Origin of the sequence: Bacillus cereus group sp. Bc010 (genome assembly GCF_027716745.1) — a bacterium.
GTDB lineage: Bacteria > Bacillota > Bacilli > Bacillales > Bacillaceae_G > Bacillus_A > Bacillus_A pacificus.
This window is the reverse complement of the sequence record NZ_JAQFUY010000036.1, coordinates 1-15,828: the sequence shown is the minus strand read 5'-3', so window position 1 is coordinate 15,828 and position 15,828 is coordinate 1. Positions and strand designations below refer to the sequence as shown.

Genomic DNA, 15,828 nt, shown 5'->3' with positions numbered 1-15,828 from the left:
ACCTCCCCGTTTTTCTCAAAAGCAATAAGATAGTTTTAAATATTCTTACTTTTATTTTTTTAAAATAAGAGTACATGCCCATCATAGGCATATACCCTTATTCATGATGGAAACCATTTTTAGTTTTTGAGTTCAACCCACTTATAGCTAAATTCCCCGCCATATTTATGTTCTAATAGGCCAGTAATAGATTGGCGTTGTAAATATGCTTTTCCAGGTTGATATACTGGAGCAATTGCTGCATCTTCAAGCAGTTGTTTTTCTGCTTGTAATAATGCATCCCAACGAGCTTGTACATCAACTTCTGTTTTTGCTTTTTTAATTAAATCATCATACGCTGGGTTTGCGTAATGTACTTTGTTTTGCGCATTACCTGTCGTATACATTTCAAGGAATGACATTGGATCCATATAATCTGGACTCCATCCCGCATATGACATTGCATAATCTCCACTTGCTTCAAGTTTTAATTTTTGTGCAAATGGTTGCATTTTTGTTGGAACTGTTAAACCTGGTAAGTTCTTTTCAAATTGTCCCTTTAAATACTCTCCGATTTTTTTAGCATCATCAGTATCAAAGTTTAATAGCTCTAACTCTACTTTGTCTACACCAAGTTCTTTTTTACCAGCTTCCCAGTATTTTTGTGCTTCTTTCATATCCTCTTTTATAAGCTTTCCGTTTTCTTCACGGAAGTCTTTTCCATTCGGACCTTTTGCTAAGCCTTTCGGAACAAAACCATATATACCCTCTGAACCATCGTTTAAGATTACTTTTCCGATGTTTTCACGTTCAAAGGACATTGCAATTGCTTTTCGGATATTTTTATTTGCTAAAAATTTATTCTTTTCATTTAAGCGAATAAATTGTGTAGATGGTCTCTTAATCGTTTTAAAGTCAGCATCTGATTTGTATTTATCTACAAACTCTGATGTTAAGACTACACGATCAATTGCTTTCGTTTCATATAAATTTATAGCAGTTGAACGATCCTTAACAATATTGAAGTTTATTTCCTCAAGTTTTACTTCTTTATTTTCCCAATACGTTGGATTCTTCTTAAGCTTGAAACTTTGTTCATGCTTCCATTCATTTAATACGAATGGACCATTATAAAGTGTCGTATTGGATTCTAATCCAAATTTTGCTCCTTGTTCTGTTACAAACTTTTCATTCAAAGGATACAATGTTGGATAGACTGTTAAACTTACAAAATAAGGAACAGGGTTATCTAATTCCACTTCAAGTGTATGATCATCAATTGCCTTTACACCAAGTTCTTCAACTGGTAACTCTTTTTTGTTAACTTTCTCCGCATTTTTAACATCAAATAGTATGTAAGCAAACTTGGCACCCGTGTTTGAATCTACAGCTCTTCGCCAAGAATAAACGAAGTCCTTCGCTGTTACAGGTTCACCATTAGACCATTTCGCATCTTCACGTAACTTAAACACATACTTTTTGCCATCCTCTGATTTCTCATAAGATTTAGCGACACCTGGAACAAGTTTATCATCTTTCCCCAGACGATATAACCCTTCCATTGTGTTATTCATGATGTTAGAAGATGTTGCATCTGTTGATAACGTCGTATCCATAGTTGGGATTTCAGCTGTCTCAGTTAGATTTAACACTTGCTTGTTTGAGGATTTTTCTTTCGCGCCTGCTTTATTATCCTCTTTTTGGTAACTACAAGCTCCTAACATACTGACAGTCAACGTCGATGCAAGTAATAACGGTATCTTTTTCTTCATGTTGTGTTGCCTCCCCTAATTGCACTTCCTGTACCCTCACTTGTAAAAAAGTAGAATTGAAAGAATAATCTCCAAGTTTCTACAATTTTCATTATACATATAATATAACAATTGTGAATATAGTTTTTTGTTTTTTTGTTAAAATTTTTAATAAAATGTTTATATTTTTATTTTTTTGTAAAGGGATACGTTAACATTGCTACCATCATCTTGCAATCAGACCTTTAATTGCGTATAATTTTCAAAAAATTAGTTCTAGTACATATTATAGCTTTTATAGTATAATAATTCTAGTAATATTTTGACGGAGGGGAACATTTTGAATAAAGTTTTTTTTCATACTTGTATACTAATTTTCATAGCGATAATCGCTTCTAGTATTGGTGCATTCCTCGTTTCATCGCATTTTTTGTTGAATTTTGTCAACATCTCGTTTTATATTGCACTATTTTTTATTCTTATAGGCGGTTTTTTATTCATATTTCAAAATGGATTTTTTAATGTAACAATTTACGCCTTCCAAAGAGTATTTGGTACGAACAAAAAAATTGACTCTTTAATTGAAGAAGTAGAGGAACCTGTCGATAAGAAAGAACGTATTTATAAAACATATTCATTCAAATGGACGTATCCAATTTGCATTACCGGTATCATTCTTGGGTTGTTCTCGACCTTCATTAGCTTTACTATTTTGATGTAGTTTGCAAACACTATCCCATATGATATAATAATCAGCAAAACATTTTGTTATAAAACTTTAGTTCTTTCATATTTAAAGAGCTCAGGTAACAATAAATAAATTTATATGTATGTATGCGATGATAAAGAAGAGTACATATTGAGGCAATTTCAGAGAGCTTGTGGCTGGTGTGAACAAGTAATTGTACAGTATGGAATGGGCTTTTGAGCTCCAAACCGAACCGAAAGTAGTAGGCTTTGGCGTTATATCCAAACGTTATTATGGATTAGAGAGATTTCACAGTAGTGAAATAATTAGGGTGGTACCGCGGTCCATTCGTCCCTATAGTTTTTTGGGATGAATGGGCTTTTTTTGTTTGCCTTCTCTTCCCCATTACGCATTCAAATTTAGGAGGAATTAATTATGTCAGTTATCTTTTCTGGTATTCAGCCAAGTGGAACGATTACACTTGGAAACTATTTAGGAGCTATGAAGCAATTTACAGAGCTTCAAAATGAACACGACTGTTATTTCTGTATTGTAAACCAACATGCGATTACAGTACCTCAAGATCCTGTCGGGCTTCGTAAAAACATCCGCAGTCTTGCTGCACTTTATGTAGCATGCGGTATCGACCCTGAAAAAGCTACGTTATTTGTACAATCAGAAGTACCGGCACACGCTCAACTAGGATGGATTATGCAATCAGTTGCTTACGTTGGAGAATTAGAGCGTATGACGCAATATAAAGATAAAGCGTCAGGTAGAGATTCAGTACCAGCTGGATTACTAACGTATCCACCATTAATGGCTGCTGATATTTTACTTTACAACACTGAGATCGTGCCTGTTGGTGATGATCAAAAGCAACATATGGAATTAACACGTGACCTAGCAGAGCGTTTCAACAAACGCTTCCGTGAAGTATTCACAATTCCTGAAATCCGCATTCCAAAAGTAGGAGCTCGCGTTATGTCACTAACAGAGCCTACGAAAAAAATGAGTAAATCTGATCCGAATCCAAAATCAATGATTAGCATGCTTGATGAACCAAAAACAATTGAAAAGAAAATTAAGAGTGCTGTAACTGACTCTGAAGGTATCGTGAAATTCGATAAAGAAAACAAACCTGGCATCTCTAACTTATTAACAATCTACTCTTCATTCTCTGGAAAAACAGTTGAAGAAATCGAAGCAATGTACGAAGGAAAAGGATATGGCGACTTCAAAGGCGACCTAGCACAAGTAGTCGTAGAAGCGATTCGCCCAATCCAAGACAAATATAACGAACTAATTAACTCACCAGAACTAGACGAAATTCTAGACAAAGGTGCCGAAAAAGCAAACCGCGTCGCATTCAAACAACTACGCAAAGTAGAAAACGCAATGGGACTAAGCAGAAAACGTAGGTAACATATAAAGCGGAGGCGACTGTTTAGCCCTGACGGCTAAGGTTCTTTCTCACAGAAGGTGCTTTTTACCTTCTCGTGGGGAAGGTTCTTAGACGCGAAGGGCTAGGAGCCAGAGCTGGATTTCATATAAAAGCGGAGGCAGCTCGTTCAGTTCTTAGACACGAAGAGCTTGCTGCTGAAGATAAGTTACACCAAATTAAAAAAACCGCCGATTGGCGGTTTTTTTAATTTACCTTTTGCTCGTTTTCCATTTCCCATAACTTTTCAAAAAATGGTTGCCCTTTTACGAGACGCTCGCATAATTGTTCGTGCTTCTCAGACCAACCTGTTTTCGCTTCCTCATACAGCTTAGCCCAAATATCTTCAAATTCCATATGTTGAACCATTCCGTATGCTGATGGATCCCACTCTGTGAACCAATAGCGAATTTCTGCTGTGTTTTTCGTTGTATGTAATTGATCTAACGCCATAAATAATAATTGTTTAAGCTGTCTTTCTTTACGAGTCAAGCCATTCATAATGAATGGTGATGGTGATAAAATATGATGTTCTTTTTCTATTTCTTCTACTTGGAACTCATACTTTTCTGCTTGTACGTTTTCTACCATCTCATATACCATCTGCTCTTGGCGCGGTATAAGTCTACTTTTTCGAATCGGTACATTGTAACCAATTGTGTCAATCGCAATAATTCCTTTTCCATCTGTAACTACAAAGCAATACTCTTGCTGCAAACGTTCATGATTTTTACGAATATAAGCCTTATGATGTACGTCTTCCAACATTTTTTGCGGAAGCTCTAACAATTCGTTCTCGATGTAATGATATAATGTGGCATCTACTTTTAATAATGGCACTTGATCTAATAGCTCAATCGTATCATCTTTCCGCCATTCGTAAAAATGACAAACGTTATACCCATTTTCTTCACCTTCAAACCAATTTACCCATACATCATGTAGATATAACATTCACTACCCCTCACTTCACTACTGTTTGTATCCATCATTATGTTCAATTTTTCTTAACTTTATTCCACCTAAGGAAATATATTCTAATTATTATTTTTTCTTCTATTAATACTAAAAAAACAGGAAAGAGAGCTCCTGTTTTTTTATATATGAAATGTATTTGCTTTATTCAATATTTCTTTCGCATCTATAGGCAATAAAGAAAGTGTATCTTCTCCTTCCAAAGTTACACAATCTTTGACAATATGAAATCCAAGCGCATAGCCAAGCATCTTCGGATAAGAATGAAATCCATTTAATAAGATGTCGTGCTCCCTTGTTCCTCGCTTTATACTTATTCTTTCATGCACAACATTTTTCCAATAATATATAGCCTCTTCTTTTGAAAGATACGTCGTCCACGGTGCATTGTTTTTTTCTGAATATCTTTCCGTTACCGCTTGCTCAGCCAAACCTTCCATAATCATCGTATCAAGTAATGTATATTCCGTTTCTTTCGTCTCAATTTGATGTAACCTGCATATGTGATGATATTCATGCGCTAGTAACACTTTTAATTCTTCCACCGAATTCCGTCCACATACAAATAAGAAAATAACGTGACGCATAGATAATCCAGCCCTGCCGTTATACTCTTCTTGTACCGTTCGATTATAGGAATCTGATAATAAAATAAAGACAGGGACATCTGGACCTTTTAGCCAATCTTTCAGCTTCTCATATTCTGCACGTAACTCTTTCCAAACTTCCTTTTTCTCTAACTCTTTAATTTCTCGTTCTCCTCGCATAACGGGGCGATACATACCTTTAGAAATTAAAAAGCGATACAATCTTTCTTTTGGTAGCGGGATATACTTCGTAAACTTCTCACACAGCTTTTCTGGCCGTCCGTAATATAGATGTAACCACTCAGCAGTTTCAACAACCCCCATCTTTATCCCTCCTTTTTCTTATGTATATGCAAAAGGAGAAAAAGGCGTAAAAATAAATAAGGAGTTTTTTCGCAATATGTTACGAAAAAACTCCTTATTTCATCTATTATTTATACGCTTTAAATACTAATACTGCGTTATGACCACCGAATCCTAATGAATTACTTAACACTGCGTTTACTTCTTGATGTCTCGCTTGATTCGGTACGTAATCTAAGTCACATTCTGGATCTGGTGTCTCATAGTTAATTGTTGGAGGAATTACTCCATCTGTAATTGATTTAATAGAGAAAATCGCTTCAACAGCACCAGCTGCCCCTAATAAGTGACCTGTCATTGATTTCGTTGAGCTAATCGCTACTTTATACGCATGCTCACCGAACGTTTCTTTAATTGCCATCGTTTCATACTTTTCATTCGCATCCGTACTTGTACCATGCGCATTAATGTAATCAATATCTTCTGGCTGTAGACCTGCATCTGCTAAAGCTTGACGCATTGCGCGCACGCCACCTTCACCGCCAGGAGCCGGCATTGTAATATGGAATGCATCACCAGTTGCACCGTAACCAGCGATTTCTGCATAAATGTGAGCACCACGAGCTAATGCGTGCTCTAATTCTTCAAGAATTAAAATACCCGAACCTTCACCCATTACGAAACCGCTACGGTTTTTATCGAATGGACGGCAAGCTGTTGCTGGATCTTCATTGAATGTTAATGCTTTCGCTGAGCTAAATCCTGCGAATGCCATACTTGTTAACGGCGCCTCTGCTCCGCCTGTAATCATTGCATCAGCATCACCTCGCTGAATCGCTTTAAACGCATCACCAATTGAGTTTGCACCAGATGCACAAGCCGTTACAGAACAAGTGTTAATTCCTTTTGCTCCTGTTGCGATTGATACTTGGCCTGCTGCCATATCTGGAATCATCATCGGTACGAAGAATGGGCTCACGCGGCGCGGACCTTTCTCAGTAAAAATCTTAAATTGTTCTTCGTATGTTTCCATACCGCCAATACCAGAACCAATCCATACACCAATTCGAGGTCCGTTTTCTTCTGTAATCTCAAGCTTTGCATCTGCAACTGCCATTTTCGCTGCCGCTACTGCATATTGTGTAAAGCGATCCATACGACGCGCTTCTTTTTTATCAATATATTTCTCGACTTCAAAGTCGTTAATTTCTGCTGCTACTTTTGCTGGAAATAGTTCCGGATCAATTCTTGTAAGTCGTCCGATTCCAGATACACCTTTTTTAATGTTTTCCCACGCTGTTTCAACATCTGTACCGACCGGTGTAACAGCTCCTAATCCTGTAATTACGACCCTCTTTTTTTCCATACAAAATACACTCCTTTTTTTCTCTCAGTCCTTATTTACCCCAACGAAGAGCGACTGCTCCCCACGTTAATCCGCCGCCAAAACCAACAAGTATAATTAAATCACCATCTTGAATACGTCCGTTTTGCAATTCCTCTACCATCGCAATCGGAATGGAAGAAGCTGATGTATTACCGAACTTCTCAATTGTCATACTCATTTTTTCTTGTGGTAAATTTAATCTCTCTCTTGCAGATTCCATAATACGAATGTTCGCTTGATGCGGTACTAAGAAATCCACATCTTCTTTCGTAAGACCAGCTTTATCTAAAACGCGAAGACAAGAATCCCCAAGTTGACGAACGGCAAATTTAAAGACTTCTCTGCCATTCATCATAACATACTCGTCTTGATAAAGATGCTTACCGCCACTTCCGTCCGCTCCTAATTCGAAAGATAGAACACCTTTACCTTCTGAAACAGCTCCCATTACGATCGCACCAGCTCCGTCTCCAAATAGTACTGCTGTATTTCGATCGTTCCAGTCTACAATTTTAGATAGTTTATCACTACCAACTACTAGTATATTTTTATAAGTTCCCGTTTGAATAAATTGCTGCGCTGTAATCATTCCGTACATAAAACCAGCACACGCTGCACTTAAATCCATTGCAGCTGCATGTTTTGCGCCAATCGCTTCTTGAATAACACAAGCTACTGCTGGAAAAGCACGATCTGGCGTTACTGTTGCTACTAAAATAAGATCGATATCCTCTCCGCTAATCCCTGCATCTTCAAGTGCTTTTTTAGAAGCCTCTACGGCCATATATGAAGTATCTATTGTATCATCGGCAATGCGTCTTTCCGCAATCCCTGTTCTCGTACGAATCCATTCATCGGATGTATCCATTATTTTCTCTAAATCGTGATTTGTGACTACTTTTTCCGGCACATATCTTCCGATCCCTAAAATGCCCACGTTCACATCGCAGCCCTCCGTTTTATATCAATTATTATGACTTGGTACTAATTTTAAAACATAAATGTATTTTTGTCTAGAATATATTTCAGCTAAAACATAAAGCTAACGCATTATTCACCTTATTGTTCATGAAAAGAAACGGAAACATACCTTTCTCTGTTCTTTCGAAATATAAAAAGGCCCGAACCGCTTCTACTTACGGTTCGGGCCTTTCTTCCGTCTAAAAAAATGCTTTTATTCTTTATCTGCTTTCCCGAGCTCATATGCTTCGTTCATAACTTTCATCAATAACTCTAATACTGGTTGAGCTTTCTCCATATCAAGCGCAATTCCATTATCATCTAAAATGGCCTTAGCTTCTGGTAAATGCTTCATTGCGATTTGTAAAAATTGCATGCTTTTCTCATTCATATTACGTTCTTCCTCTCCATTAAAACTTTCACATACATAGTGTAACATGCTCTCTATCCTTCGTATAACTCTTTATATTTTTTCATATGTGCCAATTGTTTATTTAAACCGTATTCTAACGGAGTATTTCTTTTTATTAAAATATCCTCGGCCGCTCCACCTCTTTCTTCCGCATTCTCTTTATTCACTTTATCCTCTGCACGTAAAAGGTTCATACCTTTTTTCCATAATGATTTTTTGCCACTAAGTAAATTATATATACCGAGATGCTCCTCGTTCATTCCATTTTCCCATAAGTATTCACATACATCTTCAACGTACAGTAGATCACTTCCGTTTTCCTCACCCGCATAATGGCACTCTTTCTCACCCAGTTCTGATAACATGAGCTGATGATACATCATAAAAGGTGGTTGCCATGGACCATATAATGTAGGAACTCGAAATACACTATATTGTACCTCTCCTTTTTTCAATCCTTCTTCCACTTTCGAAAATAAACGTTTATTTTCGGACTCATCTGCGTTTCCTACTTCAATAGAAGAAATTAGATTTAACTTCACTTTATGTTCTTCACACAGTCTTATCATTCGCTTTAAATACTGTAATATAACTCTTTCATTTCGAAAGCCCCTTTGTTGATTTGGTTCATACAGACAAAAGTAAACGGCATCAAATTTCTCTTCCTCTACGGATCTCCATCCGTCTTCATCTCTTATCGAATAATACGTAAATAACGCATTTCGCCCAATTAACAATAACTTCTCTTCATTAATTTTTGTCATACTATCAAATTCATCAAAATCAAGACCATATACTTCTACTTCTTCTGCAATCATTTTATTCACAAGGTGATAACCTACAAACGTAAGTGCACCTATAATTAGCACGCGTTCCATACCACCAACCCTTTCCCCTTGAAACAAATAGCTCCTCATTTATGTATATGGGAGCTTCACAATTCTTCTTCATATTTTTTAAAGAAATCAGTCGTTTGCCTAACCATTTTATATTTCACATCTTGCAGATGGAATAAGACAGAAGTATCGCATTGGTTCAATTGCCTCATTTTCTCGTATTTACGTAGCAGCTGTTTTCTTCCTCTTTTTTCTTGCGTTGATACAAAAATTTTAACAGGTACACAAGACGGAAGAAGCGTAAATGACTTCTTATTTATTTTCGCTTCTAATTCTTCTTCTTTAGCATCATACGCCAAACTTAATTCCTTCAAGAGTCTCTTGTAAAAAAATTTATGCTCTTTCTCAAACTCCACATATTCTGGTAAATCTAAACACGGATTTAACATAATGACAGAACGTATACATTCAGGGTATTTGTTCATCATTTCAAGCGCAACAAGTGCCCCCATACCATCTGCCATAATGTGCATTTTTGCATTTAATGTCTCTTTTCTCAACACAACGTCATATAGACGTTTCGCTAGACGAACAGATTGGTCGTTTCCCCAATGTCTCCCGTATAAATTAGAAGAAAAGACCGTATAGCCTTCCTCAATAAGGCCATGTAAAAAATAAGATCTACCTGTATGCTGTGTCCATAAACTTGTACCATTCTCAATAAAGTAGTTGTAATCACCAAGAAGCATGACAGAAAATCCATTTGGCTTCTCTGGTAAATAAATAACGCATGGTTCTTTTTCTAAGTAAAAAAAACGTTCCGTAATACTCATTTTTCCCCCGCCTTATTTTCTAAACGTATAAAAGTACTCTTTTATAATGTATGAACGGAATGCAAATTTGCGTTGAAAAATCTACAAATATTTTTCTATATTCTTTTTTCAATTGTGTTACAATAAGGACAGATTGAACGAATAGAGGTGTAAAATATGCGTTTCATTTGGGCATTAATTTGGTCGTTCTTGCTTGTACATATGATGAGCTACGTAATCGGCTCTATGACTGGCGGTACATACGATTTTAACCAAGCGTCTATTTTCTCAGTTGTTCTTGCGGTATTCGTACTAGCAATTTCAGCTGCAATTCCAAACGAGCCAGTAGAACAACACTAAAAAAAGAGTCCGGATTTTATCCGAACTCTTTTTTACATGGATAAAAATCCTTTATTATCCTTTAACGGTTAAATAACTAATATAAGGACAAAAAGCACTATTCTCTTATTAAAAAAGATTATATCGTAATATAAAGGAGTAATGTTATGGATTTCAAAGATTATAAGATTTGCAATATTTACGGCCAGCAAATGTGGCATGATCAAGCTATAATTATCGGTAACAAAAAAGGATTAGAACAATTAAGGGATATGATTGATGTAGCATTAACTGAAAATCAAAGTGAAGATATTTTCTATCCAACCGATTTTGAAGGATACGAATTGAAAATTATTTGTCTAGAAGATGAAAAAACATTGGAGCACTTAGCTTTGCCCTACCACGATGAAAATTACTACACTAAAACCGATAATGAAGTTGCACCAGAGTCTATAAACAATAAAAAAAGCACTTAAGAGTGCTTTTTTTAATAGACTGTGGAGAAATCCTCCTCCACAACCTATTTTCATTTCACATGAACAACTAACTCGTTATTTTCTACATCAACCACTACATGACTATTGTCAATAATCGTACCTGCAATTAATTCTCTCGCTAATTTCGTCTCAACTTGACGCTGTACATATCTTTTTAATGGACGGGCTCCGTACATCGGATCGAAGCCAGCTTCGACAACAAACTCTTTCGCTGCGTCTGTTAATTCTACCGTAATGTGACGGTCAGCTAAACGACCTTGTAATTCTTTTACAATTTTATCAACAATACCTTTAATTTCATTCGTTGTAAGAGGTTTGAATAAAATAATTTCGTCGACACGGTTTAAAAACTCTGGTCGGAAATGTCCTCTTAATTGTCCCATAACAAGCTCTCTTGATTCCTCTTTAATGGAGCCATCATCTTCTAATCCATCTAATAAATGAGCAGATCCAATATTTGAAGTCATAATAATAACTGTGTTTTTAAAGTCTACTGTACGTCCTTGCGAATCTGTAATGCGACCGTCATCTAACATTTGTAATAAAATGTTGAATACTTCTGGATGTGCTTTTTCAATTTCGTCTAATAAAATAACGGAATACGGTTTACGTCTTACCGCTTCTGTTAATTGACCGCCCTCTTCATATCCAACATATCCAGGAGGCGCACCAATTAAGCGTGACACAGCGTGTTTCTCCATATACTCAGACATATCAATACGAATCATTTGTTCTTCACTATCGAATAATGACTGCGCTAACGTTTTTGCAAGTTCTGTTTTACCAACACCAGTAGGTCCTAAGAAAATGAAGGAACCAATCGGACGGTTCGGGTCTTTAATACCTGCGCGCGCACGAAGAACTGCGTCTGATACTAAGCTTACCGCTTCCTCTTGTCCGATGACACGCTCTGATAAAATTTGCTCTAAACGTAGTAATTTCTCGCGTTCACCTTCAACGAGTTTTGCAACAGGAATGCCAGTCCAACGTGAAACAATATCAGCAATTTCTTCTTCACTTACTTCCTCACGTAATAAACGATTTTCTTGTTTATTATGCGCGCCCATTTCTTCTGCTTCTTTTAACTCTTTTTCAATTGCAGGAATTTTTCCGTGGCGAAGTTCCGCTGCTTTATTTAGATCGTAATTCCCTTCTGCTTCTTCTAATTCACGGCGCAGACGCTCTAAATGTTCACGTAAGTCACGAACTTTGTGAATATCTTCTTTTTCTTTCTCCCATTTGGCTCTCATACCACTTGCAACTTCTTTTAAATCCGATAATTCACGTTGCAACGTTTTTAGACGTTCTTGGCTACCAAAGTCCTTTTCTTTTCCAAGAGCCGCTTCTTCAATTTCTAGCTGCATAATGCGGCGCGTTACTTCATCTAATTCTGTCGGCATAGAATCGATTTCTGTACGAATTGTTGCACACGCTTCATCGACAAGGTCAATTGCTTTATCTGGTAAGAAACGGTCCGAAATATATCGATCTGATAAAACTGATGCTGCTACAATCGCGCGGTCATGAATATTTACACCGTGATAAATTTCAAAGCGCTCTTTTAAACCACGTAAAATGGAAATTGTATCTTCAACAGTTGGTTCTTCTGCTAATACTTGTTGGAAACGTCTTTCTAGCGCTGGATCTTTCTCAATATATTTACGATATTCATCTAACGTCGTCGCCCCGATACAATGCAATTCACCACGCGCAAGCATCGGTTTTAACATATTCCCTGCATCCATTGCGCCTTCTGTTTTACCAGCGCCGACGATTGTGTGAAGTTCATCAATGAATAGTAAAATACGACCTTCACTCTTTTTAATTTCATTTAATACAGCTTGGAGACGCTCTTCAAATTCACCGCGGAATTTCGCTCCAGCTACAAGCGCACTCATATCTAATGCAAAGATTGTTCTATCTTTTAATCCTTCAGGTACATCCTTTTTCACAATACGCTGTGCTAACCCTTCAACAATTGCTGTTTTACCAACACCTGGTTCACCAATTAAAACTGGGTTGTTTTTCGTTTTACGTGAAAGAATGCGGATTACGCGGCGAATTTCACTATCGCGGCCGATAACAGGGTCAATTTTCCCCGCTCTTACTTCCGCCACTAAATCACGACCATATTTTTCTAACGCTTCATAAGTTGCTTCTGGATTTTGACTAGTCACTCTTTGATTCCCCCGAACTGTCATTAAAGACTGTAATAAGTTATCTTTCGTAATATGAAATCTTGTAAATAATTGGTTTATATCGCCTTTTTCTTCAGTAAAAGCAAGTAATACATGTTCAACTGAAATGTAATCATCTTGCAATTTTTCTGCTTCTTTTCCTGCTCTTACAAGCAGTTGTTGCAAAGCACCTGTTATATATAATTTACCTGCTTCTGCACCGCTTCCCGTTACAGAGGGCTTTTTCTTAATTAAACCTTCAGCACCTTGTTTTAACGCTTCTATATCGACATTCATTTTTTGAAAAATACGTACTGCTAGCCCATCTTGCTCTTCTAATAATGTAAACAAGAGATGAACAGTATCTACTTCTTGATGATGATGAGATACCGCTAAAGATTGAGCACTCATAATCGCCTCTTGTGTTTTTGTTGTCATTTGATTTAAGTCCATCTTTATAGTCCTCCAAATGTTCGACTTTCTTTGACCTTTGATTTGATTATACGCCAACTGACTTTTTTATACAATAATTTTGATTATGTATTTTCAAACTTATTATTAGAAAAAGAAAAAGGGAGCATGCATGATACGACTGAAAAATATACGGTAAATGAAATTATAATGTGTAACGACAAAAAAGCCGCAATAATAATTGCGGCTTCTATTACGGTTTTCTTTTATATGTCCACTGGCGGTTATGATTTGTGTTATCTGGAAACTTTTCACCAGCAGTTAGTTTTACCATTTGCGGATCTTTCACCATACTTCCCGTTTCACCAATTTCTACGTAAATGCCATCATTTGGCGCTTTTTGTCCAGAACGAAACCTACGATTTTGTCCCATTTCCATTCTCCTTCCATGACGTCTTTGCCTCATTAGTATATCCATTTTAAAAGAAAGCTTGTCTGTCATGTTTAGGAAACAAGTACTACATTTCATTCTTGCACATATACATGAATGACACAAGCTTAAAGCAGGGATTTCTTCCCTATTTGTAGAAAAAAAAGAAACCAACCTACTATAGGCCAGTTTCAAAGGAGAGTCAAACATATACGAGAAGATTACATGTTCATTATAAGCCTCATCCTACGAACAATGTAACCCTTTTCACAATTTGTCCATAATGAAAGAAACATTGTTTGAACTTTCTAAAAAGATGTTGACTTTTCTTAATTTCCAGCGAGAAATAGTAGTCACCGCAACACTTTGCGACGTAAGATGGATATATAGTGAAGTTTCCATCTTTGGTGGTCTCACCCAGCTTAACCTCTTATTTCTGCATATTAAAACGGAAATACAGATAGAAACAAAAATAAATTATTATAAGAGGTGAAATTATGAACAAACAGCATTTAATCGCACTAGACTTAGACGGCACTTTATTAACAGACAACAAAATAATTTCCACTCGAACGAAACATACAATTGCAAAAGCAAAGGAACAAGGACATATTGTCGTTATTTCAACAGGACGTCCATTCCGCGCTAGTTATGATTACTATAAAGAACTTGGTCTGAATACACCAATCGTAAACTTTAATGGCGCTTACGTACATCACCCTCTTGATTCAAAGTGGGGCACACATCACTCTCCTCTTGAGCTAGCAACAGCACAAGAAATTGTCCGAGCTTGCTTTGATTTTGGCGTGAAAAATATATACGCTGAAGTAATGGACGATGTGTATGTTCGTGAAATTGATGAAGATAAAAAACATATTTTTGAATTCGGTTCTCCAAACATTTTTACAGGAGACTTATTAAATATTTTAAACGATCATCCAACTTGCTTATTAATTGACGCACATGACGAGCATTCCAGTGCAATTCGTCAACATTTAACTGATATGCATGCTGAAGTAATTGACCATAGAAAATGGGGCGCACCTTGGCCAATTATTGAAATTGTAAAAAGCGGATTAAATAAAGCTGTCGGACTACAAAAAATTTCTAGTCATTACAACATTCCACAAGAGCGAATTATCGCTTTCGGTGATGAAGATAACGACTTTGAAATGATTGAATTTGCTGGTCACGGCATCGCAATGGGAAATGCCATCCCTGAATTAAAATCACTCGCAAACCATACGACGCTAACGAACGAAGAAGATGGCATTGCACTATATTTAGAAGAGGTTCTTGGGTTGTAATCTAAAAATTCCCTGCTTATAGTTTCTCGCCAAACGCTCATACTATCATTAGACGCAAAAGTTAGCGCGTCGATTGTTTTCAGCTAAATAAAGGGGGTTTTTCGAATGGGTAAAAAGAATAAATCAAAACGTTTTATCCAACAAGGAGCCGATGCTGTTATGAAGCATGATGCAAGATTCCCGTACCGAGGTACATTAGCTGAGGCAGAAAAAGCGAGAAGTAACTCTTCTTTTGGAGGGGTCTAAATGGGGAACTTACTATTTCAACAAGCTAGAGATGCTGTTGCAAATGCCGTATCTTGTTCAAGCGGTGCCGAGCAACAAGATCTCGTATATAGAGCAAAAAACGCTTTGCACTCTGCATACGCAAACTCTTCAACAGCTGAAAAAGTTCAGCTACGTGAAATGCAAGAGCAGTTGCAAAACATTACGAATGCACATTAAAAAAGAGGACCAGCTTGGTCATCTCCCTGTCAAGTAGACAGTCATAAAAAGAGTATTATGCCACGGCCTTTTCCCGATATTCTATCGGGGAA

At 36.9% G+C, this 15,828-nt stretch carries 18 protein-coding genes and 1 other annotated feature; of the genes, 8 read left to right on the top strand and 10 right to left on the bottom strand.

Annotated features, from left to right (window positions below):
* Positions 1-119 precede the first annotated feature (119 nt).
* Positions 120-1,751 carry a peptide ABC transporter substrate-binding protein gene (locus PDQ68_RS24470; protein ID WP_000727229.1) on the bottom strand — a complete coding sequence of 544 codons (1,632 nt, stop codon included), beginning with the start codon at positions 1,749-1,751 and terminating at the stop codon, positions 120-122.
* Positions 1,752-2,070: 319 nt separating this feature from the next.
* On the opposite strand from PDQ68_RS24470, the gene PDQ68_RS24465 reads away from it, so the two are divergent.
* From PDQ68_RS24465 to PDQ68_RS24455, 3 genes are all read left to right on the top strand, one after another.
* A complete protein-coding gene (locus PDQ68_RS24465; protein WP_001044987.1) occupies positions 2,071-2,451 on the top strand; it encodes a DUF3899 domain-containing protein in 381 nt (126 codons plus the stop codon).
* A gap of 109 nt (positions 2,452-2,560) precedes the next feature.
* Positions 2,561-2,777 (top strand) — a binding site (T-box leader).
* 76 nt (positions 2,778-2,853) lie between these two features.
* Positions 2,854-3,843, top strand: a complete 990-nt coding sequence (gene trpS / locus PDQ68_RS24460) for a tryptophan--tRNA ligase (RefSeq protein ID WP_000110985.1) — start codon at positions 2,854-2,856, stop codon at positions 3,841-3,843.
* Between the two features lie 74 nt (positions 3,844-3,917).
* A complete protein-coding gene (locus tag PDQ68_RS24455) occupies positions 3,918-4,070 on the top strand; it encodes a hypothetical protein (protein ID WP_162839805.1) in 153 nt (50 codons plus the stop codon).
* Here PDQ68_RS24455 and PDQ68_RS24450 read toward each other — a convergent pair.
* The 7 genes from PDQ68_RS24450 to PDQ68_RS24420 all read right to left on the bottom strand — a co-directional run bounded on the left by PDQ68_RS24450 (position 4,067) and on the right by PDQ68_RS24420 (position 10,152).
* On the bottom strand, positions 4,067-4,813 hold the full coding sequence (locus tag PDQ68_RS24450; protein ID WP_000966125.1) for a YjbA family protein: 747 nt from the start codon (positions 4,811-4,813) through the stop codon (positions 4,067-4,069). The genes PDQ68_RS24455 and PDQ68_RS24450 overlap by 4 nt on opposite strands.
* 143 nt (positions 4,814-4,956) lie before the next feature.
* Complete coding sequence (locus tag PDQ68_RS24445) at positions 4,957-5,745, bottom strand: DUF2268 domain-containing putative Zn-dependent protease (protein ID WP_000539320.1); 789 nt, start codon at positions 5,743-5,745, stop codon at positions 4,957-4,959.
* A 106-nt stretch (positions 5,746-5,851) separates the two neighbouring features.
* A complete protein-coding gene (gene fabF, locus PDQ68_RS24440; RefSeq protein ID WP_000412655.1) occupies positions 5,852-7,090 on the bottom strand; it encodes a beta-ketoacyl-ACP synthase II in 1,239 nt (412 codons plus the stop codon).
* A 31-nt stretch (positions 7,091-7,121) separates the two neighbouring features.
* Entirely contained in the window at positions 7,122-8,054 is a 933-nt protein-coding gene (fabH, locus tag PDQ68_RS24435; protein ID WP_001100536.1) for a beta-ketoacyl-ACP synthase III, read from the bottom strand.
* A 231-nt stretch (positions 8,055-8,285) separates the two neighbouring features.
* Positions 8,286-8,462: a ComZ family protein gene (locus PDQ68_RS24430; protein WP_001986215.1), complete on the bottom strand. Its 177-nt coding sequence runs from the start codon at positions 8,460-8,462 to the stop codon at positions 8,286-8,288.
* Positions 8,463-8,515: 53 nt separating this feature from the next.
* On the bottom strand, positions 8,516-9,388 hold the full coding sequence (locus PDQ68_RS24425) for an NAD-dependent epimerase/dehydratase family protein (protein ID WP_061183089.1): 873 nt from the start codon (positions 9,386-9,388) through the stop codon (positions 8,516-8,518).
* 29 nt (positions 9,389-9,417) lie between these two features.
* Positions 9,418-10,152, bottom strand: coding sequence for a lipase family protein (locus tag PDQ68_RS24420; RefSeq protein WP_000028715.1), 735 nt, complete (start codon positions 10,150-10,152; stop codon positions 9,418-9,420).
* 156 nt (positions 10,153-10,308) lie between these two features.
* Here PDQ68_RS24420 and PDQ68_RS24415 point away from each other — a divergent pair, with 156 nt between their 5' ends.
* Positions 10,309-10,491, top strand: coding sequence for a YjzD family protein (locus tag PDQ68_RS24415; RefSeq protein WP_001211115.1), 183 nt, complete (start codon positions 10,309-10,311; stop codon positions 10,489-10,491).
* A gap of 146 nt (positions 10,492-10,637) precedes the next feature.
* Positions 10,638-10,946, top strand: coding sequence for a hypothetical protein (locus PDQ68_RS24410; protein ID WP_061183088.1), 309 nt, complete (start codon positions 10,638-10,640; stop codon positions 10,944-10,946).
* A 50-nt stretch (positions 10,947-10,996) separates the two neighbouring features.
* Here PDQ68_RS24410 and clpB read toward each other — a convergent pair whose 3' ends face one another.
* Together clpB and PDQ68_RS24400 are read right to left on the bottom strand one after the other, a co-directional pair.
* A complete protein-coding gene (gene clpB, locus PDQ68_RS24405; RefSeq protein ID WP_016716861.1) occupies positions 10,997-13,597 on the bottom strand; it encodes an ATP-dependent chaperone ClpB in 2,601 nt (866 codons plus the stop codon).
* A gap of 211 nt (positions 13,598-13,808) precedes the next feature.
* Entirely contained in the window at positions 13,809-13,988 is a 180-nt protein-coding gene (locus tag PDQ68_RS24400; RefSeq protein ID WP_000531421.1) for a YjzC family protein, read from the bottom strand.
* 494 nt (positions 13,989-14,482) lie between these two features.
* Between PDQ68_RS24400 and PDQ68_RS24395 the strand changes: the two genes are divergently transcribed.
* The 3 genes from PDQ68_RS24395 to PDQ68_RS24385 all read left to right on the top strand — a co-directional run bounded on the left by PDQ68_RS24395 (position 14,483) and on the right by PDQ68_RS24385 (position 15,736).
* Entirely contained in the window at positions 14,483-15,292 is an 810-nt protein-coding gene (locus PDQ68_RS24395) for a Cof-type HAD-IIB family hydrolase (RefSeq protein WP_001041235.1), read from the top strand.
* Positions 15,293-15,397: 105 nt separating this feature from the next.
* The gene (locus PDQ68_RS24390) at positions 15,398-15,538 is read left to right on the top strand and encodes a hypothetical protein (protein ID WP_000516816.1); all 141 of its coding nucleotides are present in this window, start codon (positions 15,398-15,400) and stop codon (positions 15,536-15,538) included.
* On the top strand, positions 15,539-15,736 hold the full coding sequence (locus PDQ68_RS24385; protein ID WP_000527392.1) for a DUF3813 domain-containing protein: 198 nt from the start codon (positions 15,539-15,541) through the stop codon (positions 15,734-15,736). It begins immediately after the preceding gene.
* The last annotated feature ends 92 nt before the right edge of the window (positions 15,737-15,828 follow it).